Origin of the sequence: Pseudooceanicola nanhaiensis (assembly GCF_020171315.1) — a bacterium.
GTDB classification, from domain to species: domain Bacteria; phylum Pseudomonadota; class Alphaproteobacteria; order Rhodobacterales; family Rhodobacteraceae; genus Pseudooceanicola; species Pseudooceanicola nanhaiensis_A.
This window is the reverse complement of sequence record NZ_JAIUZP010000009.1, coordinates 15,407-41,393: the sequence shown is the minus strand read 5'-3', so window position 1 is coordinate 41,393 and position 25,987 is coordinate 15,407. Positions and strand designations below refer to the sequence as shown.

The window sequence follows — 25,987 nt, the reverse complement described above, 5'->3', positions numbered from 1 at the left end:
CTCTCCGTTGGCGAGGTCACGCGCCGGAGCCAATGGCCCGGCGGCCCCACCTCTGAAGACCCGGCGCGGAGCCCAAGTGTTTCCGCGCTACATCGGCCTTGCGCCAATCGCGTGGCGGCAGAGTTGACCCTGCCGCCCCCCGCCTTACCATGCACGGATCAATCCGAGGGTAAGGAGTTCTGCCCCAGATGGCCCCGTCCGACCTGACAGAGCAGGACCTGCAAGACCTGATCGCCTGTCCGACCTGCGACGCGGTCTATCACATCGTGCCCCCCGAGAAGGGGCAGCGCGCGGTCTGCGCCCGCTGCCACACGGTGCTGATCGCGCCGCGCAAGCGGGCGGGCGAGCAGTTGATCGCCATCGCGCTCTCCATCGTGATCCTCGTGGTGGCGGCGACGCTGTTCCCCTTCCTCTCGATCAACGTGGGCGGGCTGGGACATGCCGCCTCGGTGCTGGATGCGGCGCTGGCCTTCTCCTCCTCGCCGCTGCTGGTGGTGCTGTCGCTGGCGGTGACGGCGGTGATCATCTTCGTGCCCGTGCTGCGGGCGCTGCTGCTGATCTACGTGCTGACGCCCATCGTCCGCGACCGCCCGCCCGCAGACCACGCGATCCGCGCCTTCCGCCTGTCGGAAGCGTTGCGCCCATGGTCCATGGCGGAAATTTTCGCGATCGGCTGTGCCGTGGCACTGGTCAAGATCGCCGATCTGGCGCAGGTCCACCTTGGCCCCGCCTTCTGGATGTTCAGCGCCCTGATGGTGCTGGTGGTGCTGCAGGACAGCTTCATGTGCAGGTACACGGTATGGAAATCGCTGGAAAAGTGAGGACCGCCCGCGAGATGGGCCTTGTCGCCTGCGCGCGCTGCACCCGTGTGTGGCCGCGCGGCACGGCCCGCTGTACCCGCTGCGGGCACAAGCTGCAGTCCCGCGACCGGCTGGCCCTGCAGAAGGTCTGGGCGTGGTGGGTCGTGGGCCTGATGTGCTACATCCCCGCCAACATGTACCCGATGCTGCGCACAAGGATGCTGGCCACCACCTCCGAGGACACGATCATCGCGGGTGCGGTCGAACTGGCCCACCACGGCAGCTATGGCATCGCGCTGGTGATCCTCGTGGCCTCGGTCCTGATCCCGGTGGGCAAGTTCCTGATCATCGCGGGGCTGGCCTTCTCCGTGCGCCATGGCTCCGCCCTCTCGCCCGAACGCCGGCACCAGCTTTACGAACTGGTGGAATACATCGGCCGCTGGTCCATGATCGACGTCTTCGTCGTGGCGATCCTGTCGTCGCTGGTGCAGCTGGGAACGCTGGCCGCGATCCAGCCCGGCATCGCCAGCCTGTTCTTCGCGCTCTCGGTGATCTTCACCATGCTGTCGGCGCAAAGCTTCGACAGCCGCCTGATCTTCGACGCCGATCCGCCGGTGGAGCCCCCGCTGCCCGGCCTCTCCGCGCTGCCTCCCGTGGCGCACGAGGCCGACACATCCCCCGAGTCGCCCGGCCCCCGCCGGCCGCGAGACCTCACAGAAAGACCCACGCCTTGACCGAGACGACCCCGCCCGACGTGCCGGTGCAGCCCGCCCGTCGCAGCCTGATCGAACGCATTTCCATCGTCTGGGTCGTGCCCCTGACAGCCCTCGTGATCGCACTCGCGGTGGCCTGGCACAGCTATGCCGATCAGGGCCCGCTGATCGAGATCACCTTCGACAGCGCCGCGGGCGTGAAGGCGAACGAGACCGAGTTGCGTTACCGCGACGTGCCGGTGGGGCTGGTCGAGAAGGTCTCCTTCTCCGACGCGCTCGAACATGTCGTGGTGAGCGTCCGGCTCGACAAGGACATCGCCGACTACGTGGATGACAGCGCCGCGTTCTGGGTGGTCCGTCCCGAGGTAAACACGCAGGGCGTCACCGGGCTCGACACCGTCCTCTCCGGCGTCTTCATTCAGGGCATCTGGGACAGCAGCGCCGAGGGGCTGAAGCCCGAGTTCGAAGGCCGCGCCGAGGCACCGCTGAACCGCGACGGCCGCGAGGGGCTGCGCATTCGCCTGCGCGCGGCGAACGATGCCGGGCTCTCGGAACAGGTGCCGATCGTCTACCGCGGCATCGAGGTGGGTCAGGTCGGCCGCGCCGTCGTCTCTGCCGATGGGGCCACGGTCGAGGCCGAGGCGATCATCTACGCGCCCCATGACCGGCTGATCTCCTCCTCCACGCGGTTCTGGGACACCTCCGGCTTCAGCTTCTCGCTCGGGCCGGGCGGGGCCGAGATCGACTTCTCCTCCGTCTCCTCGCTGATCCGGGGCGGGGTGACCTTCCAGACCGTCGTATCCGGCGGGGAGCCGACGCAGGCCGACGACATCTTCACCGTCTACCCGGACGAGGATGCGGCGCGGTCCTCGCTCTTCGGGGACAACGACGGCTCGGGCCGGGCGCTCAACGTCACCGCGATCTTCGACGAGAACGTGGCCGGCCTCTCGGTCGACGCGCCCGTCGATCTGGGCGGGGTGCGCGTCGGGCGCGTCACCGCGCTGAACGGCATCGTGGACCGCGACCGCTTTGGCGACAACCGCGTGCGTCTGGCGGCCGAACTCAGCATCCGACCGTCCAAGCTGGGCCTCGAACGGGGGGCCTCGCCGGAAGAGGCGCTCGACTTCCTGCGCGAACAGGTGGCGCAGGGGATGCGCGCCCGGCTGGTGACGGCCTCGATCTTCACCGGCGGCCTCAAGGTCGAACTGCTGACCGTCGAGAATGCAGCCCCCGCCGAGATCCGCGTCGTGGAGGGCGCGAACCCGGTGATCCCCACCACCGCGAGCGAGATCGCCGATGTCTCGGCCACCGCCGAGGGCGTCTTCGAGCGGATCAACGCCCTGCCCGTCGAGGAGCTGATGCAAAGCGCGATCAGCGTCATGGACAACGTCAGCCGTCTGGTGGGCAGCGAGGACATCCGCGCGGTGCCCGGCGAGGTCCGCGGCCTGCTGGGCGAGGCTCGCGGCTTTGTCGGCAATGAGGACCTGCAGGCCTTGCCGGGGGAACTGTCGCAGACCGTCGCGCAGCTGCGCCAGCTGACGGCACAGCTCAACGAGCAGGACGTGGTGGGCCGGCTGGTGGCCGCGGTGGATACGATCAATACCACGGTCGGCAGCTTCGGCGCCGCCGCCGAGGGCGTGCAACCGCTGATGGATCGCCTGAACGCCATCGCCGCCAAGGCCGAACAGGTGCCGCTGGATCAGCTCGCCACCGATCTGGACGCGCTGCTGCAAAGCGCCGATGCCCTGATCGACACCGATGCCGCCCGCGCCCTGCCGGCCGATCTCTCCGCCGCGCTGGACGAGTTGCGCCAGCTGGTCAACGAGATGCGCGAAGGCGGGCTGATCGAGAACGCGAACCAGACGCTGGCTTCGGCCCGTCAGGCCGCCGACAACATCGCCACCGCCGCCGAGGACCTGCCCGCGCTGCTGGACCGCACGCAGGCCCTGCTGACGCAGGCCGGCAGCACGCTGCGCACCTATGACGGGCGCGACGGCGTGGGCCGCGACGTGAGCCGCGCCCTGCGCGAGGTCGAACGCGCCGCCGCTGCCGTGGACTCGCTGTCCCGTGCCATCGAACGCAATCCCAATTCGCTGCTCTTCGGGAGATGACCTGATGCGTATTCTCGCCCCCCTCCTTGCCCCCCTTCTCGGCGCCGCCCTGCTGGCCGGCTGCACCTCCACCGCGGAACGTTTCGCCGTGCCCGCGCCCGCCGTACCGATGGACCGCCAGTCCATCGCCTACCACGCGGTCGAGCTGCGCGAGATCTCTCTGCCGACCTATGCCGCCTCCGAGGAGATCTACATGCGCGACGCCTCTGGCGCGCTGACCTCCTCGCCCTCGCTGCTGTGGGCCGATGACCCGGCCCGCGCCATGACACTGGAAATGGCCCGGCTGATGGGGCAGGCGACCGGCGCCCGCGTGGCGCCCGAGCCGTGGCCGTTCCGCGACCGGGCAGATGCCATCGTCGAGGTGCGCGTCGAGGAGATGCTGGCCGGGACCGACGGCAGCTTCCGCCTGTCGGGCCAGTATTTCGTGGCCTCCGACAGCGGAAACCGCGACCGGTCCGGCACCTTCGACCTTACCCAAAGCTTCGATCCCGCAGGGGGCGCCGCCGCCGTGGCCGCAGCCCGCGGCGCCGCCGTGCGCGACCTGACCGCGCAAATCGCCCGGCAGGGTCTGCGTTGATCTTGTGAAAACATGGCATCCGGCGCGGTCCGCCGCGCCGGGATGCCGCCTGAGCCTCAGCCCAGCTCCTGCGCCGCCTGTCCCAGCAGCGCCAGCCCCGCGTCGATGCGATCCGCCTCGATGTAGGAAATCCCCAGCCGCAGGAAGCGCCCCTGCCCTTCCGCGTCGGTGAAGCTGTCGCCCGGCTCGGCCAGCACGCCCTTCTCCATGGCGCGGCGCACCAATTCGCCCGCCTCCAGCCCCTCGGGCAGTTCCAGCCAGACCGAGGAGCCCCCGGTGGAGGGCGCGCGCCGGAACTCCGGCAGATGCCGCGCGCAGCCCTCGGTCACGATGTCGAACCGCTGCTGCAGCGCGCTGCGCAGGTTGCGGATCAGGGTCAGGTAATGCCCCTCCGCAAGGAAGATCCCCGCCGTCCGCTGGTTGTTCAGCGGGGCCGAGCGGTGGATCATACGGCGTAGCCAGCGCGCCTCCTGCACCAGCGCCGCATCGGCCACCATGAACCCCAGCCGGACCCCGGGGGCCAGCACCTTGGACATGGTCCCGAGGTAAGCCACCCGGCCCTCGCGGTCCTGCGATTTCAGCGTCAGCCCATCGTCGGCAAAGGCCGTCTCGCCCTCGTAGTCATCCTCCACGATGATCGTGCCGTCGCGCCGCGCCTGGTCGAGGATATCGACCCGCCGCGCCGGCGACATGGTCACCATCGAGGGGCAGTGATGCGCGGGCGTCAGCACCGCAAGGTCGAGCTTGCCCGCCTGGTCCAGCCGCGCGCCCTCGTCGTCCACCGGCAGGTCCACCATCTCGCAGCCCTCCGAGCCGAAGATGAACCGCGAATCCGGATAGCCGGGGTTCTCGCAGCCCACCCGCGTGCCGGGCCGGGCCAGCAGGCGCGCCAGCAGGTAGAGCCCCTCCTGCGCGCCCAGCGTGATCAAGATCTCCTCGGAGCGGGCAAAGATGCCCCGCTGCGGCAGGATCTGGCTGCGGATCTGCTCCACCAGCAGCGGATCGTCCTCCACCGCGCGGTCCGCCGTCCACCAGTCGATCGCCGCCCGGCCGAGGGCATCGCGCGAACAGGCGCGCCAGGTGTTGATCGGGAAGAGCCGCGGGTCCACCTGCCCGTAGACGAAGGGATAGGCATAGTCCTGCCAGTTCGCGGGCTTCTGGAAATGGCGCATCATCGAGGGCCTGAGCCGCAGCCGCGCCGACCAGTCGATGCCCGCCTCCGCCCGGCTCGGCTCCGCCGCCTCGCGCAGGTCGCGCTCCGCCACGAAGTAGCCCTGCCGTGGCACGCTTTCGAGGTAGCCGCGCGCCACCAGTTCCTCGTAGACCGCCGTCACCGTGTTGCGCGCGATCCCCAGGCGCCCCGCCAGTTGCCGCGAGGGCGGCATTTTCTGGCCCGGCGTCATCTCGCCGCCATGGATCGCCTCCACGATCGACCGGCGCAGCTGCGCCTGGATCGGCTCGTCGCTTTCGCGGGTGATAGCAGTCAGAAGGGACATGTTTCCTTGGGGTCCGAGGGGGGTCTGAGAGGGCTCCGGCGTCTGCTCCTGATCCTCACAAAGCGCCCTCTTGGCAAGCCGCTATCTCGGGCACCTCTGCGTCACGCGGCAATCTGCCCATGTTTTACGCGGGTTTTGTACGGCCGTGGCCCAATGGCTTCCGCCTGTCTGGCACTGGTTCGGCGCCCCTCGCGCGCGTTCTCTGGGGCCAGAGAGACCCATTCCAACCGGAGATTCGCATATGTTGGACAACGACATTTCCCGCGTGGTTGCGGCGGACCGCGCCCATGTCTGGCACCACCTGACCCAGCACAAGCCCTTCGAGACCGGCGAGCCGCGGGTCATCGTCGAGGGCAAGGGGATGCGCGTCTGGGACCAGGCGGGCCGCGAATTCCTCGACGCGGTCTCCGGCGGCGTCTGGACGGTCAACGTCGGCTACGGCCGCGAAAGCATCGCCGATGCGGTCCGCGACCAGCTGGTGAAGCTGAACTACTTCGCCGGCTCCGCGGGCTCGATCCCGGCCGCGCTCTTCTCCGAGAAGCTGATCTCCAAGATGCCCGGCATGAGCCGCGTCTACTATTGCAACTCGGGCTCGGAGGCCAACGAGAAGGCCTTCAAGATGGTCCGCCAGATCGCCCACAAGCGCTATGGCGGCAAGAAGCACAAGATCCTCTTCCGCGAGCGGGATTACCACGGCACCACCATCGGTGCCCTCTCCGCTGGCGGCCAGCCCGAGCGCAACGCGCAATACGGCCCCTTCGCGCCGGGCTTCATCGAGGTACCGCACTGCCTCGAATACCGCAAACATGACCAGGGCTGGGGGGACCTCTCCGGCGAGGCCTACGGCCAGCGCGCCGCCGATGCCATCGAGGAGGTCATCCTGCGCGAGGGTCCCGACACCGTGGGCGCGATCTGCCTCGAGCCGGTGACCGCCGGCGGCGGCGTCATCGTGCCGCCGAAGGGCTACTGGGAGCGCGTGCAGGAGATCTGCCGCAAGTACGACGTGCTCCTGCACATCGACGAGGTGGTCTGCGGCGTGGGCCGCACCGGCACCTGGTTCGGTTACCAGCAGTTCGGCATCGAGCCCGACTTCGTGACCATGGCCAAGGGCGTGGCCTCCGGCTATGCCGCCATCGCCTGCTGCGTCACGACCGAGAAGGTCTTCGACCTCTTCAAGGATGACGCGGCCGATCCGCTGAACTACTTCCGCGACATCTCGACCTTCGGCGGCTGCACCGCCGGCCCCGCGGCTGCGCTCGAGAACATGCGCATCATCGAAAACGAAGACCTGCTCGGCAACACCCAGAAGATGGGCGACCGCCTCACCGCCAACCTCCTCGCCCTGCAGGAGAAACACGCGGTGATCGGCGAGGTCCGCGGCCTCGGCCTGTTCCAGGGCGCGGAACTCGTCACCGATCGCGCCACCAAGGAGCCGGTGCCCGAGAAACTCGCCCAGCAGGTGGTCGCGGAATGCGGCGCCCAAGGCGTGATCATCGGCGTCACCAACCGCTCGCTGCCGGGCCTCAACAACACGCTCTGCCTCAGCCCCGCGCTGATCGCAACCGAGGCCGACATCGACCGCATCACCGATGCCATCGACGTGGCGCTGACGAAAACCTTCGGCTGACCCAGCCCATCATCGACACAAAAAGGCCGGGGCACACCCCCGGCCTTTTCCATGTCGCCTTTCCAATTTTCTTGCGCAAATATCCTCGGGGGGAATTGGCCCGCAGGGCCAAGGGGGGCAGACAGCCCCCAACCCCGCCCGCCGCAGGCGCCCCCGCCGGACGGCCCGCAGGGACGTTCCGCGGGGTATCCCCCGGTCAACCCCGCCCGCCTCCGAAACCGGCATCCCGGCGCCGTCTCCCTCCCTTCCCCTGCGCCCCTCTTGCCACGCCGCCCCATTGTGCCTTTCCTGTCCCCGACATCAGACGCCGGAGGACCCATGTCGCCCAAGACCCCCGATCTCGAGACCCTGCGCCGCCTCTATTCCAACGAGGAGACCGGCGTGTTTCACGACCCGCGGCTGAAGGCCGCCGCCGATGGCGTGTTCCAGGCCGGCGGGCGGCGCAAATGGCCCTTCGCCGACATCTCGACCCTGCTCGACGCACCCTACCGCCCCGAGGTGACCGAGGCCCTGCTGGCCGGCACCCCGGTGGACGACCTCGACGTGGCGCTGGTGGGCGTGCCGATGGACCTCGGCGTGACCAACCGCGCAGGCGCGCGGCGCGGACCCAAGGCGGTGCGCGACATCGAACGGGTGGGCCCGTGGAACCGGGTGCTCGACGTGGTGCCGGGGCAGGTGCTGAAGGTGGCCGACATCGGCGATGTGCCGATGCAGAGCCGCTACTCCCTCGACCAGTGCCACGCGGATATCGAGGATTTCTTCACCAGGCTCTCCGCCGCCGGCATCACGCCGCTCACCGTGGGCGGGGACCATTCGATCTCGCGCCCGATCCTGGCCGCGCTCGCCAAGGAACACGGGCCGCTCGGCATGGTGCATATCGACGCCCATGCCGACACCTCCGGGGTCTACGAGGGGGCGAAGTTCCACCATGGCGGCCCGTTCCGGCAGGCGGTGCTGGAGGGCAGCCTCGATCCCGCGCGCACGATCCAGATCGGGGTGCGCGGCGGTTCGGACTTCCTGTGGGAGTTCTCGCATGCCTCGGGCATGACCGTGCTCTACGCCGAGGAAGTGATGGAGATGGGCATTCCCGCGGTTCTGGCGAAGGCGCTGGAGGTCGTGGGCGACGGGCCCACTTACGTCAGTTTCGATGTGGACAGCCTCGACCCCGCCTTCGCCCCGGGCACCGGCACGCCCGAGATCGGCGGGCTGGCCCCGCGCGAGGTGCAGGCGCTGATCCGCGGGCTGAAGGGGATTAACATGAAGGGCGGCGACGTGGTCGAAGTGGCGCCCTCCTATGATCCCACCAACGTCACCGCCCAGGCGGGGGCGCAGATGCTCTTCGAGATGCTGAGCGTGCTGGCCGCCGGGCGCTGATCCGGCGAGCGGACCGGCCAGTTTCGGTGCGGCCACACCCTGACCCCGGCCCGTCCCCGTTTGGGGCGGCCGGACGAGGTCCGTGGCGCGCGCCATCGGGTCTCGCCCGGCGCGCCGGGATCGGCTATCGAGGGGCAACGCAAGAAGGAACCCCACGATGACCCAGACGATCCTGCTGCTGAATGGCCCCAACCTGAACCTGCTGGGCCAGCGCCAGCCCGAGATCTACGGCTATGAAACCCTCGAGGACGTGGCCCGGATCGCCCATGACGCCATGGCGCCCGGCTTTGACCTGCGCGCCGAGCAGTCCAACCACGAAGGCCAGCTGATCGACTGGATCCACGAAGCCCGGCACAGCGCCTGCGGCATCGTCATGAACCCCGGCGCCTTCACCCACACCTCGGTTGCGATCCTCGACGCGCTGAACGCCTTCGAGGGGCCGGTGATGGAGGTGCATATCTCCAACGTCCACAAGCGCGAGAGCTTCCGGCACCATTCCTATGTCTCGCTGCGCGCGGAGGGCGTGATCGCGGGCCTCGGCGTCGAAGGCTACGCCGCCGCCGTGCGCCGCATCTGCCAGATCGTCACCGCCTGAGCCAAGCACCCAAGAATTTTAAGAAAAATTCTTGGGAAAATTCTTTCTGAAGAATTTTCGCCCGGTGCCGCGCGGGTGGGGCTCCGCGGTCAGGCCGCTGAGACAGGCCATGGCTGCGGAACTCCCCGGAAAATCCGAATTTTCCGGACCGGAATTTTGGAAAATTCCGTGGGGGGCTCCGCCCCCCTTGCGCGACTGCGCCGCGCAAGTCCCCCGGAGTGTTTGGGGAAAGATGAAAGCCGGACTGCCGGGGCGGATTGGTTTACGGGCCCAGTGTCGGGCCTCAAGTCAGGCGCCGCCTCAGGCGTCGAGGACGCGGGCCTCTTCCACCAGCATCACCGGGATGCCGTTGCGGATCGGGAAGGCGAGACCCGCCTTGCGGCTGATCAGTTCCTGTGCTGCGGCATCATACTCCAGCGTGGTGTGGCTCTCGGGGCAGACGAGGGCCTCCAGCATCCGGCGGTCGAAGAGCGGTGCGGCGGGCGCCTTGTCGGCGGCCGTATCAGCTGCAGTCGTGGTCATTATTGCATGATCTCCGTGTCGTCGCCCCCGCGGAGCGCGTATTCGATAAGGGTCACCAGCGTCTCGCGCCGGGTGGAGAGCGAGGGCGCTTCCAGAAGCGCCTGCTTGTCTTCCGGGGCGAAGGTCAGCAGCATCGAGAGCGAGTTGATCAGCAGCTCGTCCTCCGCCTCCTTCAGCGTATCCCAGTCGGTGTCGAGGTTGCGCGCCTCGAAGTAGCGCGAAAGCTTGTTGAAGAAGGTCTTGCGGTCAAAGCCCGGATCGCGATCCACCGCGCCGAGGTCCCGCTCGAAGCCGGTCCAGTCCACCTCGGCGCGACGATAGGGCGTGAAGCCGTCGATCTCGCGCCGGATGCGGAAGCGGGACATGCCGGTCAGGGTGATCATGTAGCGCCCGTCCTCGGTCTCGGAGAACTGGGTCACCCGTCCGGCACAGCCGATCTGGTGCAGCCCGTCGTCCTCGCGCCCGGGCACCTCGTTGGGCTGGATCATCGCGATCAGCCGCTGCGGGGTTTTCAGGACGTCCTCGAACATCTGCAGGTAGCGCGGCTCGAACAGGTGCAGCGGCAACCGCGACCGGGGCAGCAGCAGCGCCCCGGTCAGCGGGAAGATCGGAACCACGTCGGGAAGATCGGCATATCGCATCATGTGAAGGGAGCTAGGCCGATCCCCGCGTCAGGCAAATATCATCGAGCTCAGTTTCCGGCGTCCGCTCAGCACGATCGGATCTTTCGGGGACAGAGCATCGAAAATCGTGAAGAGCTGGGTCTTGGCCGCGGCCTCGTTCCACTCGCGATCGCGGCGGAACAGTTCCAGCAGCTGATCGACCGCCTCTTGCACCTTGCCGTTGGCATAGAGCGCCTGCGCGAGGTCGAACCGGGCCTGAAGATCGGCGGGATCGGCCTCGACCTTGGCGGTCAGCTCGCCCACGGGGCCCGCACCGGCGGCCTGCTTCTTCAGCTCCAGCTGGGCATGGACCGCTTCCAGCTCGGGCGCCGCGGAAATCTCGGCCGGGGCGCCGTTCAGGACGGCCTCGGCCTGGTCCAGATCGTCGAGCGCGATATGGGCCTTCACGAGGCCGGCATAGGCGGGCGCGTTCAGCGGGTCTTCCTGCAGGATCGCGGCGAAGGTCTGCGCGGCATCGGTGACGGCCCCCTCCTCCAGCATCTCCTCTGCGGCGGCCACGGCCTCGGCCAAGCCACCGTCGTCGTCGCCCGCAAGCGCCGCGATCTTGTCTACGAAAGCCTGCACCTCGGAGCCGGGCAGTGCGCCCTGGAAGCCGTCCACCGGCTGGCCCTGGAAGAAGGCATAGACCGTCGGGATCGACTGGACGCGCATCTGGCCCGCGATCATCTGGTTCTCGTCCACGTTGACCTTGGCCATCTTCACCTTGCCGCCAGCGGCATTCACCGCGGCCTCAAGCTGGGGACCAAGCTGCTTGCAGGGACCGCACCAGGGGGCCCAGAAATCGACGATCACCGGGACCTGCTGCGAGGCCTCCACGACCTCGGCCATGAAATTGGCCTCGGACACGTCGGTGACGTAGGTTTCGTTCTGCGCGGCGTCGTTCTGACCGAATTCAAGCATCGTCCGCTCCTCATATCTGTTGGCCCCTATATGCGTCCCGTCGGGCGGGAAATCAAAGGGGGATCGTCAATTTGCACCGATGCCGGATCAGGGCTGCCGGATAAGGGGCACCTGCTCAGAGGTCGAAGGTCGCCAGCACCGGGCAGTGGTCGGAGGGCTTCTCCCAGCCGCGCGCCTCGCGCAGGATCGCGCTGGAATGCGCCGCATTCGAGATGTCGGGCGTGGCCCAGACGTGATCCAGCCGGCGGCCCTTGTCGGCGGCGGCCCAGTCCGGGCTGCGGTAGGACCACCACGAGTAGAGATTGCCCTGCGGGATGTCCTGCCGGGTGATGTCCACCCACTTGCCCGCCTCCTGCGTCTCGGCCAGGGCCTCGACCTCGACCGGCGTATGGCTCACCACCTTCAGCAGCTTCTTGTGGTCCCAGACGTCATCCTCGCGCGGGGCAATGTTCAGATCGCCCACGAGGATCGCCTTCTCCGGCGCACTCTCGCGGAACCAGTCGCGCATTCCGGTGAGGTAGTCGAGCTTCTGGCCGAACTTCTCGTTGATCGTGCGATCAGGCTGATCGCCGCCCGCGGGGACGTAGAAGTTGTGGATCGTCACGCCGTTCTCCAGCCGCCCGGCGACGTGACGGGCATGGCCGAGGTCGGCGAAATCCATGTCGCCCCTGTCCTCGATCGGCAGCTTCGACAGGATCGCCACGCCGTTATAGCCCTTCTGACCGCGGGCGATCATGTGCCCGTAGCCCGCCGCACGGAAGGCCTCGACGGGGATCTTGTCCACCGGCGATTTGCACTCCTGCAGGCAGAGCACGTCAGGCCCGGAATGGGCAAGGAACTGCAGCACCAGCGGTTCGCGCAGGCGGACCGAGTTGATATTCCAGGTGGCGAGGGTGAAGGACATGGCGGGCCTGCTCAGCTGTCTGCGGGGTCGCGGTCCGGGGTAGCATCCGCATGACCGGAAGGAAAGCCGCGCGGCGCTTAACCGCCCGGTAGGAGATTGGCGGTATCCGGGGCCTGAAGGAGACGCCCGTGCCCGATCTTCGCGTGATACTTGCCGCCCTCACCCTCTGCCTCGCCGGTCCCGGACTGGCGCTTGTCTCGTTGCCCCCGGCGCGCGACGGGCTGCTGCTGGTGATCGGCCTGCCGTGGCTGGACCGGGGCGCGGCGATCCTGCGCGCGGGCGGGCACGAGGTCGGACCGCTGCAGGCCGCCATGGCGACACTGGCGCAAGGCGACGATCCCGGCTTTGCCGACCGGCTGAGGCGCGCCGGCGGATACCTGGTGGTGGACGGACGCGCCGTTGCCGCCCTTTGCGGAGGTGGCGCATGACCACGACAAGTTCGGATTTCCTCGCAGCGCAGGCCCTCGCGACCCAGCGCGTCGCCTGGGCCGCCGCGGCGCTTGCCCCCGTCGGTCCGGTGGCCGCCCTTCTGGCGGGCAATGCGCCCGTGCCGATCCTGCTCTTCGCCGCCCTCGCGGCCGGGCTGGCGCTTTACGGCGCCAAGGCCGGCGGGGCAACGGGGCGACAGCTGGTCGCCCTCGGCCTCGTGGCGCAGGCCATGGCCTTTACCGCCGCGCTCGCCGGTCATCTCTGGCAGCTCGACAGCCATATGCTCTTCTTCGCCCTGCTCGCGATCACCATGGCCATGGCCGATGCCTCGGTCATCATCGTCGCCGCCGGCGTCATCGCCGTGCATCACCTTGCCCTCGTGCTGGTACTGCCGGCGCTGGTCTACCCCGCGGATGCCGGACTCTGGGCCAACCTCGAGCGGGTCGCGCTGCACGGGACCATCGTCGTGATGGAGGCTGCAGTGCTCTACCTTGCGATCCAGCAGCGCTATGCCCTCGACGCCCGCGCGGCAGAGGCTGATGCCGCATCCCGCGCCGCCGGCGCCCGCGAAGCCGCGCAGGCCGCGGCGGAGGCCGAGCGCCAGCAGATGGTGGTGGACGGGCTGGGCCGGGCGCTGCGCAAGCTGGCCCAGCGGGACCTCTCGGTCGCCATCGACCAGCCTTTCGATGCCGCGCATGAGAGCCTGCGCAAGGATTTCAACCACGCGACGGAGGAACTGCGCCAAACCGTGCTGCAGGTGATCCGCAACGCGGCGGCGGTCTCGGACGATACCGACTCGATCGCCAATGCCTCCAACAACCTCGCCCAGAGGACCGAGCGTCAGGCCGCCTCGCTGCAGGAGACGGCCACGGCGATCAAGGAAATCTCCGAGAATGTGCGCAACACCGCCTCTGCCGCCCGCAGCGCGGCCGAGGCCGCCGGCGAGGCGCAGGCGCGCTCCGCCGCCTCGGACGAAGTGGTGCAGCGGACGGTTGCCGCGATGGCCGCGATCAAATCCTCCTCCTCCGAGATCACGAACATCATCCAGGTGATCGAGGACATCGCCTTCCAGACCAATCTCCTCGCCCTTAACGCGGGCGTGGAGGCCGCCCGCGCAGGCGAGGCCGGGCGCGGGTTCTCCGTCGTGGCGACGGAAGTCCGTGCGCTTGCCGCCCGCTCCTCAACCTCTGCCCGCGAGATCGGGGAATTGATCTCCACCTCCTCGGATCACGTGAAAAGCGGGGTGACGCTGGTGAACGAAATGGGCGCCGCCCTGAAACGGATCGCCGAGTCCGTCTCCAACGTCGCCGCCCTCGTCTCTCAGATCGCGGAGAGCGCGAATGAGCAATCCGGCTCGATCGCGCTGATCGACGAGACGATGAAGGAACTGGACCAGGTCACGCAGCAAAACGCCGCCATGTTCGAAGAGACCAACGCAGCCTCCACCGCGCTCAGCCGCGAGGCCGAACAATTGTCCCACCTGATGCAACGGTTCGAAACCGGCGAGTCCCCGCCGCAGCACAGACAGGCGACCCAGGTCGTTCCGCTGCAGGCCGCGCGGAAGACCGTCAACGCCCCAAGCCAGCCTGCCGACGACAGCTGGAGCGAGTTCTGATCCGGCAGAGTGACGGGCCCCGACCCGATCCCGCGCCTAACGGCTTTCACCTTTCTCCGCCCGCGTCATGGCCCAGGTCATGGAGCAAGGCATAGCCTACGCCTTGGCCTGCATCACGGCCTGTCGCAGACTGCCGCGAGGCGGAGATGCTTGGCAACGAGCCCTACAGTGCGACCTTCCGGAGGATATGTGGCAGCACCGGTCGCGCACCGCCCGATGCGGAGAGGCCTGCACAACAATCGAGACGCCCAGAGGAAACGAGGCGATTCGTGACCCGATAGATCAACCTATGAGGGTTTATCGCATACGCCGATCACTGCGTGACCGCGCCCAATCCCCAATAAAAAAAGACCCGGGCACAGGGGCCCGGGCTCAGTCCAACAGGGAGGTTGCATGTCATGACCCGGACATGCGCGGGAACTCAAATACGTGACGTTGACATATAACTAGCATATTCACGTTCAACCTGTCAGGTCTGGATTTCCTGACCTGCTGGTAAAAATGTCACGCCACCAGCCGATAGCCGCCGCTTTCCGTCACCAGCAGCCGCGCGTTGGAGGGATCGGGTTCGATCTTCTGACGCAGGCGGTAGATGTGGGTCTCCAGCGTGTGGGTCGTCACCCCGGCATTATAGCCCCAGACCTCGTGCAGCAGGACGTCGCGGGCGACGACGCCCTCGGTCGCGCGGTAAAGGAACTTGAGGATGTTGGTTTCCTTCTCGGTCAACCGGATCTTGCGGTCATCCTCGGTCACCAGCAGCTTCATGGCGGGCTTGAACGTATACGGCCCGAGCTGGAAGACAGCATCCTCGCTCTGCTCGTGCTGGCGCAGCTGCGCGCGGATGCGGGCCAGCAGCACGGGGAACTTGAACGGCTTGGTGATGTAGTCGTTCGCGCCCGAGTCGAGTCCGAGGATCGTATCGGCGTCGCTGTCGTGGCCCGTCAGCATCAGGATCGGCGATTTGACGCCCTGTTTGCGCATCAGGCGGCAGAGTTCACGCCCGTCGGTGTCCGGCAGGCCCACGTCGAGGATCACGAGATCGAAGAGACCCTCGCGGACCTTCTGCATCGCCTCGCTGCCCGAACCGGCCTCGAAGACATCGAAATCCTCGGTCATCACGAGCTGCTCTGACAGCGCCTCGCGCAGGTCGTCGTCGTCATCCACCAGCAGGATTTTCTTCAGTTGGGGCATCGGGCTCATCCTTTTTTCGTCTTGAGCGACAGATGTTTGCCTCCCACCCCGAGGACAAGAATTGTGATAGTGCTCTCACGCGGACGTGTCCCTGCGCCGCTGAATGTTTCAAATTCTCGCGCAAGTCGCTACATGGAGGCGAAGCAGAGGACCCCGCTCATGTCATTCCGGCCCGATCTCATCGACCTGCTGTCCCGCGCCCGGGGAGACCTGCGGCTTGGCCTCGGCGTCGTGCTTGCAGGCCCCCGGACCTGCCACCTGATGCTGGCGATCGAAACCCTGGGCCCGGATCGGCTGGCGGCGCTCCGCGCCCTCGGCGGCCAGCCCGAGATCGCGCTGACCGCGCGGCGGGCCGAGACGCTGAAGGCGCGTGTCTACGACGGCGACGTCGCCCGCCTGCCCCTGCCGGACGAGGCGGACCTCTCCTGGCTGGTGGGCCTGGCCGACCCGGCAGACGACCTAATGCGCCCGATGAAGGGCCCTCTGCGCGCCCTGCGCGACGGCGATGCGGAGCCCGCCCGGCTGGCGCTGAAGCTGGCCAAGACCGCCCGGCTGCTGCCGGCGGCCCTGCTGCTGGAGATCCCAGAGGGCCACCGCTTCGCCGCCGAGACCGGCCTGACCCTGATCGACGCGCCCCGCGCGGCGGAGATCCTGACGCGCTCCTCGCCGCTGCACCCGGTGGTCAATGCCCGCGTGCCCATGGAGGCCGCCGAGGCCGGGCGGCTGCATGTCTTCCGTCCCGAGGACGGCGGGCCGGAGCATTACGCCGTCGAGATCGGCCGCCCGCCCCGGGACGAACCGGTGCTGGCGCGGCTGCATTCGGCCTGTTTCACTGGCGACGTGCTGGGGTCGCTGAAATGCGACTGCGGTCCGCAGCTGCATGGCGCGCTGGAGCAGATGGGCGAGGCGGGCGCGGGCGTGCTGCTTTACCTCAACCAGGAGGGCCGCGGGATCGGGCTGGCGAACAAGATGCGCGCCTATTCTCTGCAGGATCAGGGGTTTGATACGGTGGAGGCGAACCATCGCCTCGGCTTCGAGGACGACGAGCGGGACTTCCGCCTCGGCGCGGCGCTGCTGGCGCAGATGGGGTTCCGTGCGGCGCGCCTGCTGACCAACAACCCGGCCAAGATCGCCATGCTGGAGAAGAACGGCATCGCCGTGACCGAACGCGTGCCCCTGCAGGTCGGGCGCAACCGCCACAACGCGGCCTATCTCGCGACCAAGGCCCGCAAATCGGGACATCTGCTGTGACGACATGGATCCTCGGCCATCGCGGCCTTCTGGTAGAGGGGCGCTGGCTGCCCTGCACGATCGGGCGGGGCGGAAAGACCTCGGACAAGCGCGAGGGCGACATGGCCAGCCCGCGCGGGCTCTGGACGGTGACGGGGCTGCTGTACCGGCCGGACCGGATGGCGCGTCCCGCCCCCTGGGCCGAGCCGATCCTGCCGGGCGACCTCTGGTCCGACGATCCCGCGCGGGCAGAGTACAACCGGCCGGTGCGCGCGCCCTATACGGGATCGCACGAGGAACTGCGCCGGGCGGACCCGCTCTATGACCTCGTGATGATCACGGACTGGAACGCGGACGCCGTGCCGGGCAAGGGCTCGGCGATCTTCCTGCACCAGTGGCGCAGACCGGGTTACCCGACCGCGGGCTGCCTCGCCTTCCGGCGGGACCGCGCGCGGTGGCTGGCGGAACGGGCGCGGCCGGGGACGGTGATCCGAGTCGGTTGACGGCGCAGCGCCGGGAGGGCGGGAGCCTCCGGCGGGGATATTTGGGAACAGTGGATGCGGGGGACCGCGAAACAGGAAGGCCGCGCCCGGGGCGCGGCCTTTGGTGTGTCAGGGGGCCGGCGGCTCAGACGAGGCCGGCCTCCTTGAAGAGTGCCATGACATCGGCCTCGGGGCGCGCGCCGTAGTGCGAGATCACCTCGGCGGCGGCGATGCAGCCCATCTTGCCGGCGGTTTCCAGCGAGGCGCCGGTGGCGAGACCGTAGAGGAAGCCGGCGGCGAACTGGTCGCCCGCGCCGGTGGTGTCCACGGGGGTGATCGGCGTCACGGGCACGACGACCTCCTCGTCGCCGCGGGCCAGCAGCACATCGTGGCCGGAGCGGGTGCAGACCATCAGGCCCACCTCGGAGACGGCCTTTTCCACCACGGTGCCGAGGTCGTCGCTTTCGTAGAGCGAGAGCCATTCCTCCTCGTTGCCGATGACGAAGTCGAGCTCCTGCACCAGCTTGCGGAAATCGGCGCGATGCCGGTCGACGCAGAAGGGATCGGAGAGCGAGATGCCCGCCATGCCGCCCGCGTCGCGGCAGGCCCGGGCGGCCTTGGTGAAGGCCTCCTTGCCCTTGTCCTTGTCGTAGAGATAGCCCTCGAGGAAGAGCAGCTTGGCCCCGCCTGCCACGGCCTCGTCCACGTCGTCCGGGCCGACCTCGGAGGAGATGCCGAGGTAGGTGTTCATCGAGCGCTCGCCGTCGGGGCTGACGAAGATCATCGAGCGCGAGGTGGGCAGCGCGCCGCCCGTCACCGGGGCGTTCACGAAGGCGGTGCCGTCCTTGGCCATGCCCTCGGCGTAGAAGGCACCCAGCTCATCATCGCGCACGCGGCCGATGAAGCCGGTCTTGAGACCGAGCGCGCCCGCACCGGCCACCGTGTTGGCGACAGAGCCGCCCGGCGCCTGCCAGCGGTTTTCCATGGCGGCGTAGAGCTCTTCGCCGCGGTCCTGTTCGACCAGCTGCATGATGCCCTTCTGGATGCCCATCCGGTCGAGGAAGGCATCGTCGCTCTGGCTGATCACGTCGACGACGGCGTTGCCGATGCCGACCAGGTCGTAAGTCGTCATGTCAGGTTCTTATCCTCGTAGTCACAGAGATCGCGGATCAGACAGGTGCTGCAGAGCGGCTTGCGCGCCTTGCAGACGTAGCGGCCGTGCAGGATCATCCAGTGGTGCGCATGGAGCTGGAAATCGGCGGGGATATTGTCCTCGATCGCCCGTTCCACGGCGACGACATCCTTGCCCGGCGCGATGCCGGAGCGGTTGCCGAGGCGGAAGATATGGGTGTCCACCGCCTGCGCCGGGTAATGCCACCACATGTTCAGCACCACGTTGGCCGTCTTGCGGCCCACGCCCGGCAGGGATTCGAGCGCCGCGCGGGAATTGGGGACCTCGCCGCCGTACTCCTCCACGAGGATACGGCTCATCTTGATCACGTTCTTCGCCTTCTGGCGGAAGAGCCCGATGGTCTTGATGTGCTCGATCAGGCCCTCTTCGCCAAGCGCCAGCATCTTCTCGGGCGTGTCCGCGATCGGAAACAGCGCCCGGGTGGCCTTGTTCACCCCCGCATCGGTGGCCTGCGCCGAAAGGGCGACCGCGACCACGAGGGTATAGGCGTTGGTATGATCCAGCTCTCCCTTCGGTTCGGGCTCCGCCGCCTGAAAGCGGGTGAAGATCTCGCGGATCACCGGATAGGGGAGTTGCTTGGCCATCGGGGGTTCTATGCCCTGTCGGGAGCGCACGGGCAAGGCGGGGGGCGGATTTGCCATCCCCCCTGCCCTGCGGGCACGCGTGTTGCCTATTCTGCCGCCACGGTGAGTGGCTGGGCCTCAAGCTCTGCCAGAAAGGGGAAGCGTTCAAGCACCATCGCACGCTGCGCCTCGGTGACCGGATCGTCGGCGACCTGCGCGCGGCTGTCGTTGGTGTCATGGACGGCGCGCAGGTAGAGCGGCCTGCGGTTGTAGATCAGCCGCGCGGGATGGCGCGGGGCAAGCCGCTTGTGGGCCACGAAGAAGGGGCTGCGGGCCGTCTGCGTGGGGGCGACGAGGGTCAGTCCGAGGTTGGTGAAGGGGCTCACCCGGTGATGCAGGCCCGTCAGCTCCGGCGAGAAGATGCCGGAGACCCCGCGCGCAAAGGAGAGGAAGCAATAGTCCCGCGGTCCGAGCAGCTGGCGGCTGGCGAGGTCTGCCTCGGCGCGCAGGGTCGCGGTGAAATCGGTGGCGACGGCGTCGTCATCGTCCAGCACGACCTGCGCGGTGAAGGGGGCGTCGGCGAGGTTGCGCAGGAGGTACTGCCGGAACCGCGAGCCGGCGCGCGCGGGCTTGTTGAAGAGCACGTGACCGCGCGGGCCGAGGGCATCCTGCGTCGCCTCGCGCAGCTGCGTCTTGAAGCGCCGCGGCATCCCTTCGGAGGAGAGCACGATGACGTGGAAATCCGTATCCGTCTGGGCCCGCAGGCTGGCCAGCGTGATCTGCTCGAAGAACCGCGCCCGCTTTTCCAGCCGGGACGGCTCGAACAGCAGCCCGGGGTCCTTGCTGGCGGGCGAGCGCCAGCCGGAGGAGCCGAAGAAGGAATAGCGGACAAGGTAAACGATCTGCATGGGTCAGACTGGTTAAGAAATGCGTGCAGACAGGATGCCCCAGCGGGCCGCCTCGCGCAGCCCTTTCGAGGCCGGGCGCGGCCCGAATTCCGAAAGCTGAGTCTTCGCGACAACATCCGCCGAAACGGGGAGGTCACGAAAAAGGCCCGCGCGATGCGCGCGGGCCCTGTTCATGGGTCTTCCGTCATGGGCGGCGCAGCCGCGAGGCGGTCACTCCGGCGTGTAGGTCGGGTGGAACAGCCCTGCGGGCGAAAGCGTGAAGATGTCACAGCCATCCGCGGTGACGCCGAGCGAATGTTCGTACTGGGCCGAGAGCGACTTGTCGCGGGTCACGGCCGTCCAGTCGTCGGCAAGCACCTTGGTGTCGGGACGGCCGAGGTTCACCATCGGCTCGATCGTGAAGAACATGCCTTCCTCCAGCACGGCACCGGTGCCCGGGCGGCCGTAGTGCAGCACGTTCGGCGGCGCATGGAACACCTGACCCAGCCCGTGACCGCAGAAGTCGCGCACCACGGACATGCGCTGCGCCTCGACGTAGGTCTGGATGGCATGGCCGATGTCGCCGAAGGTCTTGCCCGGCTTCACCGTCTCGAGCCCGATCATCAGCGCGTCATGGGTCACCTGCAGCAGGCGCTCGGACTTCCGCGAGAGCTTGCCGGCCACGTACATGCGGCTGGTGTCACCATACCAGCCGTCCACGATCACCGTGACGTCGACGTTCAGGATGTCGCCGTCCTTCAGCTTCTTGTCGCCGGGAATACCGTGGCAAACGACGTGGTTCACCGAGATGCAGGAGGCGTGCTGATAGCCCTTGTAGCCGATCGTGGCCGAGACCACGCCGGGACGCGCGTCGATCATCTCGGTGATCTTGCGGTCGATCTCGCCGGTCGTCTGGCCGGGGAAGACGAATTCGGGCAGCGCATCGAGGATCTCGGCCGCGACCCGGCCCGCTTTGTGCATGCCAGCGAAATCCGCCTCTTCGTGGATGCGGATGCCGTCCCGGGTCATGCGTCCTGAATGCTTGGTTTCCAACGTCGTACTCCGTTCAATTCCCTTATATATAAACCAGCCAAGGCCCATGTTAAAGGGCTCCGGCATGGCTTCGCTGCAGAGCAGCATCGCGGGGGTTTCATGTCTGCGCGAAGGGCAGCGGCGCGTTCAGCCGCACCTCCTCGGGCGTGATCGCGCAATCGAGGGCCATGAACTCCACGCCGGCCGCTGCGGCCTGCCGTGCGGCAGCGGCATAGGCCGGGTCGATGTCGGCGGCAAGGGTGACGCGCGTGGCATCCGTCCGTTGCACGAGGTAAAGCATCACCGCCCGCTGCCCGCCCTGCGCCACCAGCGACAGTTCCTCGAGGTGCTTGCGGCCCCGCGCGGTGACGCTGTCCGGAAACTCCGCCAGACCGGGCTGGCGGCTCAGCGTCACGGATTTCACCTCGACATAGGCATCGGGCCGGTCCGCGCCTTGAAGCAGGAAGTCGATGCGGCTGTTCTGACCGTACTGCTGTTCGGGCCGCACGGTGTCATAGCCCGTCAGCCCCGGCACCTCGCCCGCGGTCAGCGCCAGCTTCAGGGCGCGGTTCGGCAGGGCCGTATCCACGCCCGTGAAATGACCGCCCCCGTGATCCACCAGTTTCCACGCCCATTTCAGCTTGCGCTTGGGGTCGTCGTTCGGCTCCACCCAGATGCGCAGGCCCTCCCCGGCCAGCCCCAGCATCGAGCCGGGATTGGCGCAATGGGCCGTCACCTCGCGCCCGTCATCAAGGCGGATGTCGGCCAGGAACCGCTTGTAGCGGCGGATCAGGGTGGCAGGAACGAGGGGGGTTTGAAAGCGCATGAGCCGGGCCTATACCCTTCTTAAGTCCCACTCAAGGAGACGGAAATGTCCAAGAACCCCACCGCCGCCATGCTGGTCATCGGAGACGAGATCCTCTCGGGCCGCACCCGCGACAGCAACATGCATCACCTCGCGCAGGAGCTCACCAAGATGGGCATCGACTTCTGTGAGGCCCGGTTCGTCCGGGACGAGGCGGAGGACATCATCGGCAACGTCATGGCGCTGTCGGATGCCTATGATCATGTCTTCACCTCGGGCGGCATCGGCCCGACCCATGACGACATCACCGCCGATTGCATCGCCCGCGCCTTTCGCCGCCACATCGACGTGCGCGACGACGCCCGAGAGCTGCTGGAGGCGCACTACGCCCGCTCCGGCGCCGAGGTGACCGAGGCCCGGCTGCGCATGGCCCGCATCCCCGACGGCGCGCGCCTGATCGAGAACCCGGTCTCCGTCGCGCCCGGTTTCACGGTCGAGAACGTGCATGTCATGGCCGGCGTGCCCTCGGTCTTCGAGGCGATGGTCGCCTCGGTCCTGCCGACGCTCACCGGCGGCCAGCCGCTCCTGTCCCAAAGCCTGCGCATCCAGCGCGGCGAGGGCGAGATCGCGGGCCCGCTGCGCAAACTGGCGGAGGAATATCCCGATCTCTCCATCGGCTCTTACCCGTTCCAGCAGAACGGGGCCTATGGCGCGAATATCGTGATCCGCGGGCAGGACGGTGCGCTGGTTGGTGCGGCGATGGCGAAACTGTCGGACATGTTCCCGGAATGAGCGCCCTGCTCGACAACTGGCCGGGCACCACGGCGCCCGACGCGGAAGAGGCCGCCCTGCTGGCGGCCCTCAACGCCACCTGGCCCGCGGCCCGGCTCTGGTCCTGCGCGGGCTATAGGCTGCGCGACGGGGCGGGCGGCGGCAAGCGCGTCTCGGCCGCCACCGCCGGGCCGGAGGCCACCCCCGAGGGCATCGCCGCCGCCGAGGCCGAAATGACGGCCGCAGGTCAGCGTCCGCTTTTCATGATCCGCAAGGGCGATGCCGCGCTCGACGCGGCGCTGGAGGCGCGCGGCTACGGCATCGTCGATCCGACCTATATCTACAGCGCCCCGATCGGCCGCGTGGCCTCTGCCCCGCGCCCCGACACCGACGCCCGCACCATCACCATCTGGGAGCCTCTAGCCCTGATGGAGGAGATCTGGGCCGAGGGCGGGATCGGCCCGGACCGGCTGGCGGTGATGCACCGTGTGGAGGGGACCAAGACCGGCCTTCTGGGCCGTCTGGGCAATGACCCGGGCGCGGTGGGGTTCGTCGGCATCCACGACGGCATCGCCATGCTGCACGCGCTGGAGGTGCTGCCGACCCGCCGCCGGGGCGGCATGGGCCGGGCGGCCACCATCGACGGCGCGGCTTGGGCGGCGAAACAGGGCGCAACCGCCTTTGCCCTGCTGTGTACGCGCGGGAACGCGCCGGCCAATGCGCTCTATACCCGGCTCGGCATGGACGTGGTGGGCCAGTACCACTACCGTCAGGCACCTGCCGGGGAGGGCTGAGATGACCGAGAGACTGACCGCGCTTGACCTTGCACCGGTCGATCCACTGCCGGAACGGACGGCGAAGTATCTGGCCATCTGCGAGGAGAAACTGGGCCTCGTGCCCAATGTCCTGCAGGTGCACACGGTCGACATCGCGCAGTTCGACGCCTTCGCGGCGATGTACAACACGCTGATGCTCGGCGAGAGCCGCCTGACCAAGCTGGAACGCGAGATGATCGCGGTCACCGTCTCCTCGATCAACCGCTGCTTCTACTGCCTGACGGCCCACGGCGCTGCCGTGCGCGACCTGTCGGGCAATCCCGTGCTGGGGGAGCAACTGGTGATGAACTGGCGCACCGCCGAGGTGTCCGCGCCGCAGAAGGCCATGCTCACCTTCGCGGCCAAGCTGACCGAGACGCCCGACCGGATCGAGGAGGCCGACCGTCAGGCGCTGCGCAATGCGGGCTTCGAAGACCGCGACATCTGGGACATCGCCAACGTGGCGGGCTTCTTCAACATGACGAACCGGGTCGCCGCCGCGGCCGAGATGGCGCCGAATGCCGCGTATCATTCGCAGGCCCGCTGATCACTGGCCCGCTAAGCGGCAGCTGGCGCTGCTGCTTGCCTCGGCGCTGGCCGGGGCCCCTGTCGCGGCCGCGGCGCAGGCCTTCAGCCTGCCGACCAACGCCCGCATGATCGCGGGCGGGCAGGAGCGTGATCGCTCCTATGCCCTGCCCACCGGCCCCTGGGCCGACCACGCCGTTCCGATGCTGCCGCTGGAAGGCGACGTCACCCGCGAGGCCTGGCGCGTCGAGGCACGGGGCGAAACGGTGGTCCAGCTGATCGCGCCGCTGCGCGAACAGATGAAGGCGGCGGGCTACGAGATGCTGCTCGACTGCGCGGATCGGCAGTGCGGCGGCTTTGACTTCCGCTTTGCGCTGGAGGTCGCGCCCGCGCCAGACATGTATATCGACCTCTTCGATTTCCACGTCCTGACCGCCCAGCGCGAGGGGCCCGAGGGGCCAGAGCATGTGCAGGTCATCGCCTCCCGCTCCGGCCTGACGGGCTACGTCCAGATTGACCGGATCACGCCGGCGGGCGCCACGCTGCCGCCGCCCGATGTGCCCGCCACGGCACGCGGGACCGGCGACGCGCTGATCGTCCGGCTGGAAGAGACGGGGCATGTGGTGCTGGCGGATCTGAACTTCGCCACTGGCGCCTCGGACCTGAGCGAGGGCGCCTATGCCTCGCTCGACACGCTTGCGGCCTATCTCGCCGCCGATCCTGCGCGGCGGGTGGCCCTCGTCGGCCACACCGACAGCGAGGGTTCGCTGGAAAACAACATCGCCCTGTCGCAGCGCCGCGCGGCCTCGGTCCGGGAGCGTCTGCTGGGCACCCACGGCACGGAGGCCGGGCAGGTCAGCGCCGAGGGCGTGGGCTTCCTCGCGCCGCTGGCCCCGAACACGACGCAGGCGGGCCGCGAGAGCAACCGCCGGGTCGAGGCGGTGCTGCTTTCCTCCGGCGCGCCGGCGCAATAGGCGCTCAGAGACCGCCCACCCGACGGCCCGAAAACGGGCGATCTGCAGCGTAGGAGGGGCGACGCACAAAAAAATCCCCGGGACCACGAGGGACCCGGGGGGCAGTAGCCTTCACAGGCACGGGGAAGGTCGGGGGCACCGCCACGCGGGCGGCATCGATTGGGTTACCAGTTGACCGGGCCCTTCTCAGCGAAGGAGCGGACAAGGAAATCAATGAAGGCGCGGACCTTGGGCTGGGTGAACCGGCCCGGCGGATAGACCGCGTAGATGCCCTGCAGTTCCAGCGGCAGATCGGGGATCGCATCCTCCACCAGCCCCTGCCGCATCGCATCGGCGTAGAGGAAACTGGGCAGGTAGGCGATGCCGAGGCCCGAGATCGCGGCGTTCAGCAGCGACTGGCCATCGTTCACCGACAGCCACCCGGCGGTGCGCACCTGTCGCTTCTCGCCCGAGGGGGCGGTCAGCTTCCAGACGTTGCCGGAGGACTGGCTGGAGTAATGCAGCAGCTTGTGTTCGTTCAGATCGTCGATCCGCGCAGGTCGGCCATACTTCTCGAAGTAGGACGGCGCGGCGATCATCCGCTTGGCGGTCTCGGTCAGCTTGCGCGCCCGCAGGGTGCTGTCTTCCAGCTCCCCGATGCGGATCGCCATGTCGAACCCTTCCGAGATCAGCTCTACGTAGCGGTTGTTCAGCACCATGTTGACGGTGATGTCCGGGAACTCGGCGAGGAACTCTCCCAGCACCGGGCTCAGATGATTGACGCCGAAGTCGGTGGCCACCGAGATGCGCAGCAGGCCCGACGGGTCGCTCTGCATCGAGGTCACCAGCGCGTCGGCCTCTCCGGCATCGTTCAGCACCCGGCGGGCGCGGTCGTAGTAGGCCAGTCCGATCTCCGTCGGAGACACGCGGCGCGTGGTCCGGTTGAGCAGTCGGGCGCCCAGACGCGCCTCCAGCGAGGAGACGTGTTTGGACACGGCGGATTTCGAGATACCCATTTTCTTGGCCGCATCCGTGAAACCACCTTGGTCCACCACGGTGGCGAATGCTTCCATCTCTGTAAGACGGTCCATGTGTCACCTAACCTCGTTTCTTCTGGGCTCTGGTTATCGAGCTCAATTCAGGCAGGAACGGGGCACCGGACAGACAATATCGGGGTTTTGTCTGGGATCGTTGA

Annotated in this window: 27 protein-coding genes; 15 read left to right on the top strand and 12 right to left on the bottom strand. The window is 68.0% G+C overall.

Annotated elements, in window-relative coordinates; genetic code table 11:
- Positions 1-188 precede the first annotated feature (188 nt).
- From LCM32_RS15735 to LCM32_RS15720, 4 genes are read left to right on the top strand one after another with little or no spacing between them, the layout of a single operon-like run.
- Positions 189-821, top strand: coding sequence for a paraquat-inducible protein A (locus tag LCM32_RS15735; protein WP_224822043.1), 633 nt, complete (start codon positions 189-191; stop codon positions 819-821).
- A gap of 14 nt (positions 822-835) precedes the next feature.
- A complete protein-coding gene (locus tag LCM32_RS15730; RefSeq protein ID WP_224822042.1) occupies positions 836-1,534 on the top strand; it encodes a paraquat-inducible protein A in 699 nt (232 codons plus the stop codon).
- Positions 1,531-3,624: an MlaD family protein gene (locus LCM32_RS15725; protein ID WP_224822041.1), complete on the top strand. Its 2,094-nt coding sequence runs from the start codon at positions 1,531-1,533 to the stop codon at positions 3,622-3,624. Before LCM32_RS15730 ends, LCM32_RS15725 begins: the two co-directional genes overlap by 4 nt.
- Before the next feature lie 4 nt (positions 3,625-3,628).
- Positions 3,629-4,201 carry a membrane integrity-associated transporter subunit PqiC gene (locus LCM32_RS15720; protein ID WP_224822040.1) on the top strand — a complete coding sequence of 191 codons (573 nt, stop codon included), beginning with the start codon at positions 3,629-3,631 and terminating at the stop codon, positions 4,199-4,201.
- Between the two features lie 56 nt (positions 4,202-4,257).
- On the opposite strand, the gene LCM32_RS15715 is transcribed toward LCM32_RS15720, so the two are convergent.
- Positions 4,258-5,697 (bottom strand): PLP-dependent aminotransferase family protein, encoded by a 1,440-nt coding sequence (locus LCM32_RS15715; protein ID WP_224822039.1) that lies wholly within the window; start codon positions 5,695-5,697, stop codon positions 4,258-4,260.
- A gap of 241 nt (positions 5,698-5,938) precedes the next feature.
- Between LCM32_RS15715 and LCM32_RS15710 the strand changes: the two genes are divergently transcribed.
- From LCM32_RS15710 to aroQ, 3 genes are all read left to right on the top strand, one after another.
- The gene (locus LCM32_RS15710; protein ID WP_224822038.1) at positions 5,939-7,324 is read left to right on the top strand and encodes an aspartate aminotransferase family protein; all 1,386 of its coding nucleotides are present in this window, start codon (positions 5,939-5,941) and stop codon (positions 7,322-7,324) included.
- 318 nt (positions 7,325-7,642) lie between these two features.
- Positions 7,643-8,698: an agmatinase gene (speB, locus tag LCM32_RS15705; protein ID WP_224822037.1), complete on the top strand. Its 1,056-nt coding sequence runs from the start codon at positions 7,643-7,645 to the stop codon at positions 8,696-8,698.
- A gap of 157 nt (positions 8,699-8,855) precedes the next feature.
- On the top strand, positions 8,856-9,293 hold the full coding sequence (gene aroQ, locus LCM32_RS15700; protein WP_224822036.1) for a type II 3-dehydroquinate dehydratase: 438 nt from the start codon (positions 8,856-8,858) through the stop codon (positions 9,291-9,293).
- 300 nt (positions 9,294-9,593) lie between these two features.
- Here aroQ and LCM32_RS15695 read toward each other — a convergent pair whose 3' ends face one another.
- From LCM32_RS15695 to LCM32_RS15680, 4 genes are all read right to left on the bottom strand, one after another.
- Positions 9,594-9,815, bottom strand: a complete 222-nt coding sequence (locus LCM32_RS15695) for a Trm112 family protein (RefSeq protein ID WP_224822035.1) — start codon at positions 9,813-9,815, stop codon at positions 9,594-9,596.
- On the bottom strand, positions 9,815-10,459 hold the full coding sequence (locus tag LCM32_RS15690) for an LON peptidase substrate-binding domain-containing protein (protein ID WP_224822034.1): 645 nt from the start codon (positions 10,457-10,459) through the stop codon (positions 9,815-9,817). The genes LCM32_RS15695 and LCM32_RS15690 overlap by 1 nt, the downstream gene beginning before the upstream one ends.
- Positions 10,460-10,486: 27 nt before the next feature.
- Complete coding sequence (locus LCM32_RS15685; RefSeq protein ID WP_224822033.1) at positions 10,487-11,398, bottom strand: thioredoxin family protein; 912 nt, start codon at positions 11,396-11,398, stop codon at positions 10,487-10,489.
- Positions 11,399-11,513: 115 nt separating this feature from the next.
- Positions 11,514-12,302: an exodeoxyribonuclease III gene (locus LCM32_RS15680; RefSeq protein ID WP_224822032.1), complete on the bottom strand. Its 789-nt coding sequence runs from the start codon at positions 12,300-12,302 to the stop codon at positions 11,514-11,516.
- Positions 12,303-12,430: 128 nt separating this feature from the next.
- Here LCM32_RS15680 and LCM32_RS15675 point away from each other — a divergent pair, with 128 nt between their 5' ends.
- Together LCM32_RS15675 and LCM32_RS15670 are read left to right on the top strand one after the other, a co-directional pair.
- Positions 12,431-12,730, top strand: a complete 300-nt coding sequence (locus tag LCM32_RS15675) for a hypothetical protein (protein ID WP_224822031.1) — start codon at positions 12,431-12,433, stop codon at positions 12,728-12,730.
- Positions 12,727-14,346 (top strand): methyl-accepting chemotaxis protein, encoded by a 1,620-nt coding sequence (locus LCM32_RS15670; RefSeq protein ID WP_224822030.1) that lies wholly within the window; start codon positions 12,727-12,729, stop codon positions 14,344-14,346. Before LCM32_RS15675 ends, LCM32_RS15670 begins: the two co-directional genes overlap by 4 nt.
- A gap of 504 nt (positions 14,347-14,850) precedes the next feature.
- Here the strand turns inward: LCM32_RS15670 and LCM32_RS15665 are convergent.
- On the bottom strand, positions 14,851-15,537 hold the full coding sequence (locus LCM32_RS15665) for a response regulator transcription factor (protein ID WP_224822029.1): 687 nt from the start codon (positions 15,535-15,537) through the stop codon (positions 14,851-14,853).
- A gap of 159 nt (positions 15,538-15,696) precedes the next feature.
- On the opposite strand from LCM32_RS15665, the gene ribA reads away from it, so the two are divergent.
- Both ribA and LCM32_RS15655 read left to right on the top strand, forming a co-directional pair.
- On the top strand, positions 15,697-16,788 hold the full coding sequence (gene ribA / locus LCM32_RS15660) for a GTP cyclohydrolase II (protein ID WP_224822028.1): 1,092 nt from the start codon (positions 15,697-15,699) through the stop codon (positions 16,786-16,788).
- Positions 16,785-17,270, top strand: coding sequence for a L,D-transpeptidase family protein (locus tag LCM32_RS15655; RefSeq protein WP_224822027.1), 486 nt, complete (start codon positions 16,785-16,787; stop codon positions 17,268-17,270). Before ribA ends, LCM32_RS15655 begins: the two co-directional genes overlap by 4 nt.
- 124 nt (positions 17,271-17,394) lie before the next feature.
- Here the strand turns inward: LCM32_RS15655 and LCM32_RS15650 are convergent, their stop codons facing one another.
- The 5 genes from LCM32_RS15650 to sfsA all read right to left on the bottom strand — a co-directional run bounded on the left by LCM32_RS15650 (position 17,395) and on the right by sfsA (position 21,749).
- A complete protein-coding gene (locus tag LCM32_RS15650) occupies positions 17,395-18,381 on the bottom strand; it encodes an adenosine kinase (protein WP_224822026.1) in 987 nt (328 codons plus the stop codon).
- Positions 18,378-19,025 carry an endonuclease III gene (gene nth / locus LCM32_RS15645; protein ID WP_224822025.1) on the bottom strand — a complete coding sequence of 216 codons (648 nt, stop codon included), beginning with the start codon at positions 19,023-19,025 and terminating at the stop codon, positions 18,378-18,380. Before nth ends, LCM32_RS15650 begins: the two co-directional genes overlap by 4 nt.
- A gap of 86 nt (positions 19,026-19,111) precedes the next feature.
- Positions 19,112-19,912: a glycosyltransferase gene (locus tag LCM32_RS15640; RefSeq protein WP_224822024.1), complete on the bottom strand. Its 801-nt coding sequence runs from the start codon at positions 19,910-19,912 to the stop codon at positions 19,112-19,114.
- A gap of 210 nt (positions 19,913-20,122) precedes the next feature.
- Positions 20,123-20,920, bottom strand: coding sequence for a type I methionyl aminopeptidase (gene map, locus LCM32_RS15635; RefSeq protein WP_412070693.1), 798 nt, complete (start codon positions 20,918-20,920; stop codon positions 20,123-20,125).
- Between the two features lie 121 nt (positions 20,921-21,041).
- On the bottom strand, positions 21,042-21,749 hold the full coding sequence (gene sfsA / locus LCM32_RS15630) for a DNA/RNA nuclease SfsA (RefSeq protein ID WP_224822022.1): 708 nt from the start codon (positions 21,747-21,749) through the stop codon (positions 21,042-21,044).
- A 45-nt stretch (positions 21,750-21,794) separates the two neighbouring features.
- Between sfsA and LCM32_RS15625 the strand changes: the two genes are divergently transcribed.
- The 4 genes from LCM32_RS15625 to LCM32_RS15610 are packed head-to-tail and all read left to right on the top strand — an operon-like array spanning position 21,795 to position 24,813.
- Complete coding sequence (locus LCM32_RS15625; RefSeq protein WP_224822021.1) at positions 21,795-22,520, top strand: competence/damage-inducible protein A; 726 nt, start codon at positions 21,795-21,797, stop codon at positions 22,518-22,520.
- A complete protein-coding gene (locus LCM32_RS15620) occupies positions 22,517-23,293 on the top strand; it encodes a GNAT family N-acetyltransferase (protein ID WP_224822020.1) in 777 nt (258 codons plus the stop codon). The genes LCM32_RS15625 and LCM32_RS15620 overlap by 4 nt, the downstream gene beginning before the upstream one ends.
- 1 nt (position 23,294) lies before the next feature.
- Positions 23,295-23,861, top strand: a complete 567-nt coding sequence (locus LCM32_RS15615; RefSeq protein ID WP_224822019.1) for a peroxidase-related enzyme — start codon at positions 23,295-23,297, stop codon at positions 23,859-23,861.
- A complete protein-coding gene (locus tag LCM32_RS15610; RefSeq protein ID WP_224822018.1) occupies positions 23,833-24,813 on the top strand; it encodes an OmpA family protein in 981 nt (326 codons plus the stop codon). The genes LCM32_RS15615 and LCM32_RS15610 overlap by 29 nt, the downstream gene beginning before the upstream one ends.
- 164 nt (positions 24,814-24,977) lie before the next feature.
- Here LCM32_RS15610 and LCM32_RS15605 read toward each other — a convergent pair whose 3' ends face one another.
- Entirely contained in the window at positions 24,978-25,883 is a 906-nt protein-coding gene (locus LCM32_RS15605) for a LysR family transcriptional regulator (protein ID WP_224822017.1), read from the bottom strand.
- Positions 25,884-25,987 lie beyond the last annotated feature (104 nt).

Excerpts from the sequence above, each read along its gene's own strand:
- LCM32_RS15735 (WP_224822043.1), top strand. The coding sequence starts at position 189 with ATGGCCCCGTCCGACCTGACAGAGCAGGACCTGCAAGACCTGATCGCC.
- LCM32_RS15730 (WP_224822042.1), top strand. The coding sequence starts at position 836 with ATGGGCCTTGTCGCCTGCGCGCGCTGCACCCGTGTGTGGCCGCGCGGC.
- LCM32_RS15720 (WP_224822040.1), top strand. The coding sequence starts at position 3,629 with ATGCGTATTCTCGCCCCCCTCCTTGCCCCCCTTCTCGGCGCCGCCCTG.
- LCM32_RS15715 (WP_224822039.1), bottom strand. The coding sequence starts at position 5,697 with ATGTCCCTTCTGACTGCTATCACCCGCGAAAGCGACGAGCCGATCCAG.
- LCM32_RS15710 (WP_224822038.1), top strand. The coding sequence starts at position 5,939 with ATGTTGGACAACGACATTTCCCGCGTGGTTGCGGCGGACCGCGCCCAT.
- speB (WP_224822037.1), top strand. The coding sequence starts at position 7,643 with ATGTCGCCCAAGACCCCCGATCTCGAGACCCTGCGCCGCCTCTATTCC.
- aroQ (WP_224822036.1), top strand. The coding sequence starts at position 8,856 with ATGACCCAGACGATCCTGCTGCTGAATGGCCCCAACCTGAACCTGCTG.
- LCM32_RS15695 (WP_224822035.1), bottom strand. The coding sequence starts at position 9,815 with ATGACCACGACTGCAGCTGATACGGCCGCCGACAAGGCGCCCGCCGCA.
- LCM32_RS15690 (WP_224822034.1), bottom strand. The coding sequence starts at position 10,459 with ATGATGCGATATGCCGATCTTCCCGACGTGGTTCCGATCTTCCCGCTG.
- LCM32_RS15685 (WP_224822033.1), bottom strand. The coding sequence starts at position 11,398 with ATGCTTGAATTCGGTCAGAACGACGCCGCGCAGAACGAAACCTACGTC.
- LCM32_RS15680 (WP_224822032.1), bottom strand. The coding sequence starts at position 12,302 with ATGTCCTTCACCCTCGCCACCTGGAATATCAACTCGGTCCGCCTGCGC.
- LCM32_RS15670 (WP_224822030.1), top strand. The coding sequence starts at position 12,727 with ATGACCACGACAAGTTCGGATTTCCTCGCAGCGCAGGCCCTCGCGACC.
- LCM32_RS15665 (WP_224822029.1), bottom strand. The coding sequence starts at position 15,537 with ATGCCCCAACTGAAGAAAATCCTGCTGGTGGATGACGACGACGACCTG.
- ribA (WP_224822028.1), top strand. The coding sequence starts at position 15,697 with ATGTCATTCCGGCCCGATCTCATCGACCTGCTGTCCCGCGCCCGGGGA.
- LCM32_RS15650 (WP_224822026.1), bottom strand. The coding sequence starts at position 18,381 with ATGACGACTTACGACCTGGTCGGCATCGGCAACGCCGTCGTCGACGTG.
- nth (WP_224822025.1), bottom strand. The coding sequence starts at position 19,025 with ATGGCCAAGCAACTCCCCTATCCGGTGATCCGCGAGATCTTCACCCGC.
- LCM32_RS15640 (WP_224822024.1), bottom strand. The coding sequence starts at position 19,912 with ATGCAGATCGTTTACCTTGTCCGCTATTCCTTCTTCGGCTCCTCCGGC.
- map (WP_412070693.1), bottom strand. The coding sequence starts at position 20,920 with ATGACCCGGGACGGCATCCGCATCCACGAAGAGGCGGATTTCGCTGGC.
- sfsA (WP_224822022.1), bottom strand. The coding sequence starts at position 21,749 with ATGCGCTTTCAAACCCCCCTCGTTCCTGCCACCCTGATCCGCCGCTAC.
- LCM32_RS15625 (WP_224822021.1), top strand. The coding sequence starts at position 21,795 with ATGTCCAAGAACCCCACCGCCGCCATGCTGGTCATCGGAGACGAGATC.
- LCM32_RS15620 (WP_224822020.1), top strand. The coding sequence starts at position 22,517 with ATGAGCGCCCTGCTCGACAACTGGCCGGGCACCACGGCGCCCGACGCG.
- LCM32_RS15615 (WP_224822019.1), top strand. The coding sequence starts at position 23,295 with ATGACCGAGAGACTGACCGCGCTTGACCTTGCACCGGTCGATCCACTG.
- LCM32_RS15610 (WP_224822018.1), top strand. The coding sequence starts at position 23,833 with ATGCCGCGTATCATTCGCAGGCCCGCTGATCACTGGCCCGCTAAGCGG.
- LCM32_RS15605 (WP_224822017.1), bottom strand. The coding sequence starts at position 25,883 with ATGGACCGTCTTACAGAGATGGAAGCATTCGCCACCGTGGTGGACCAA.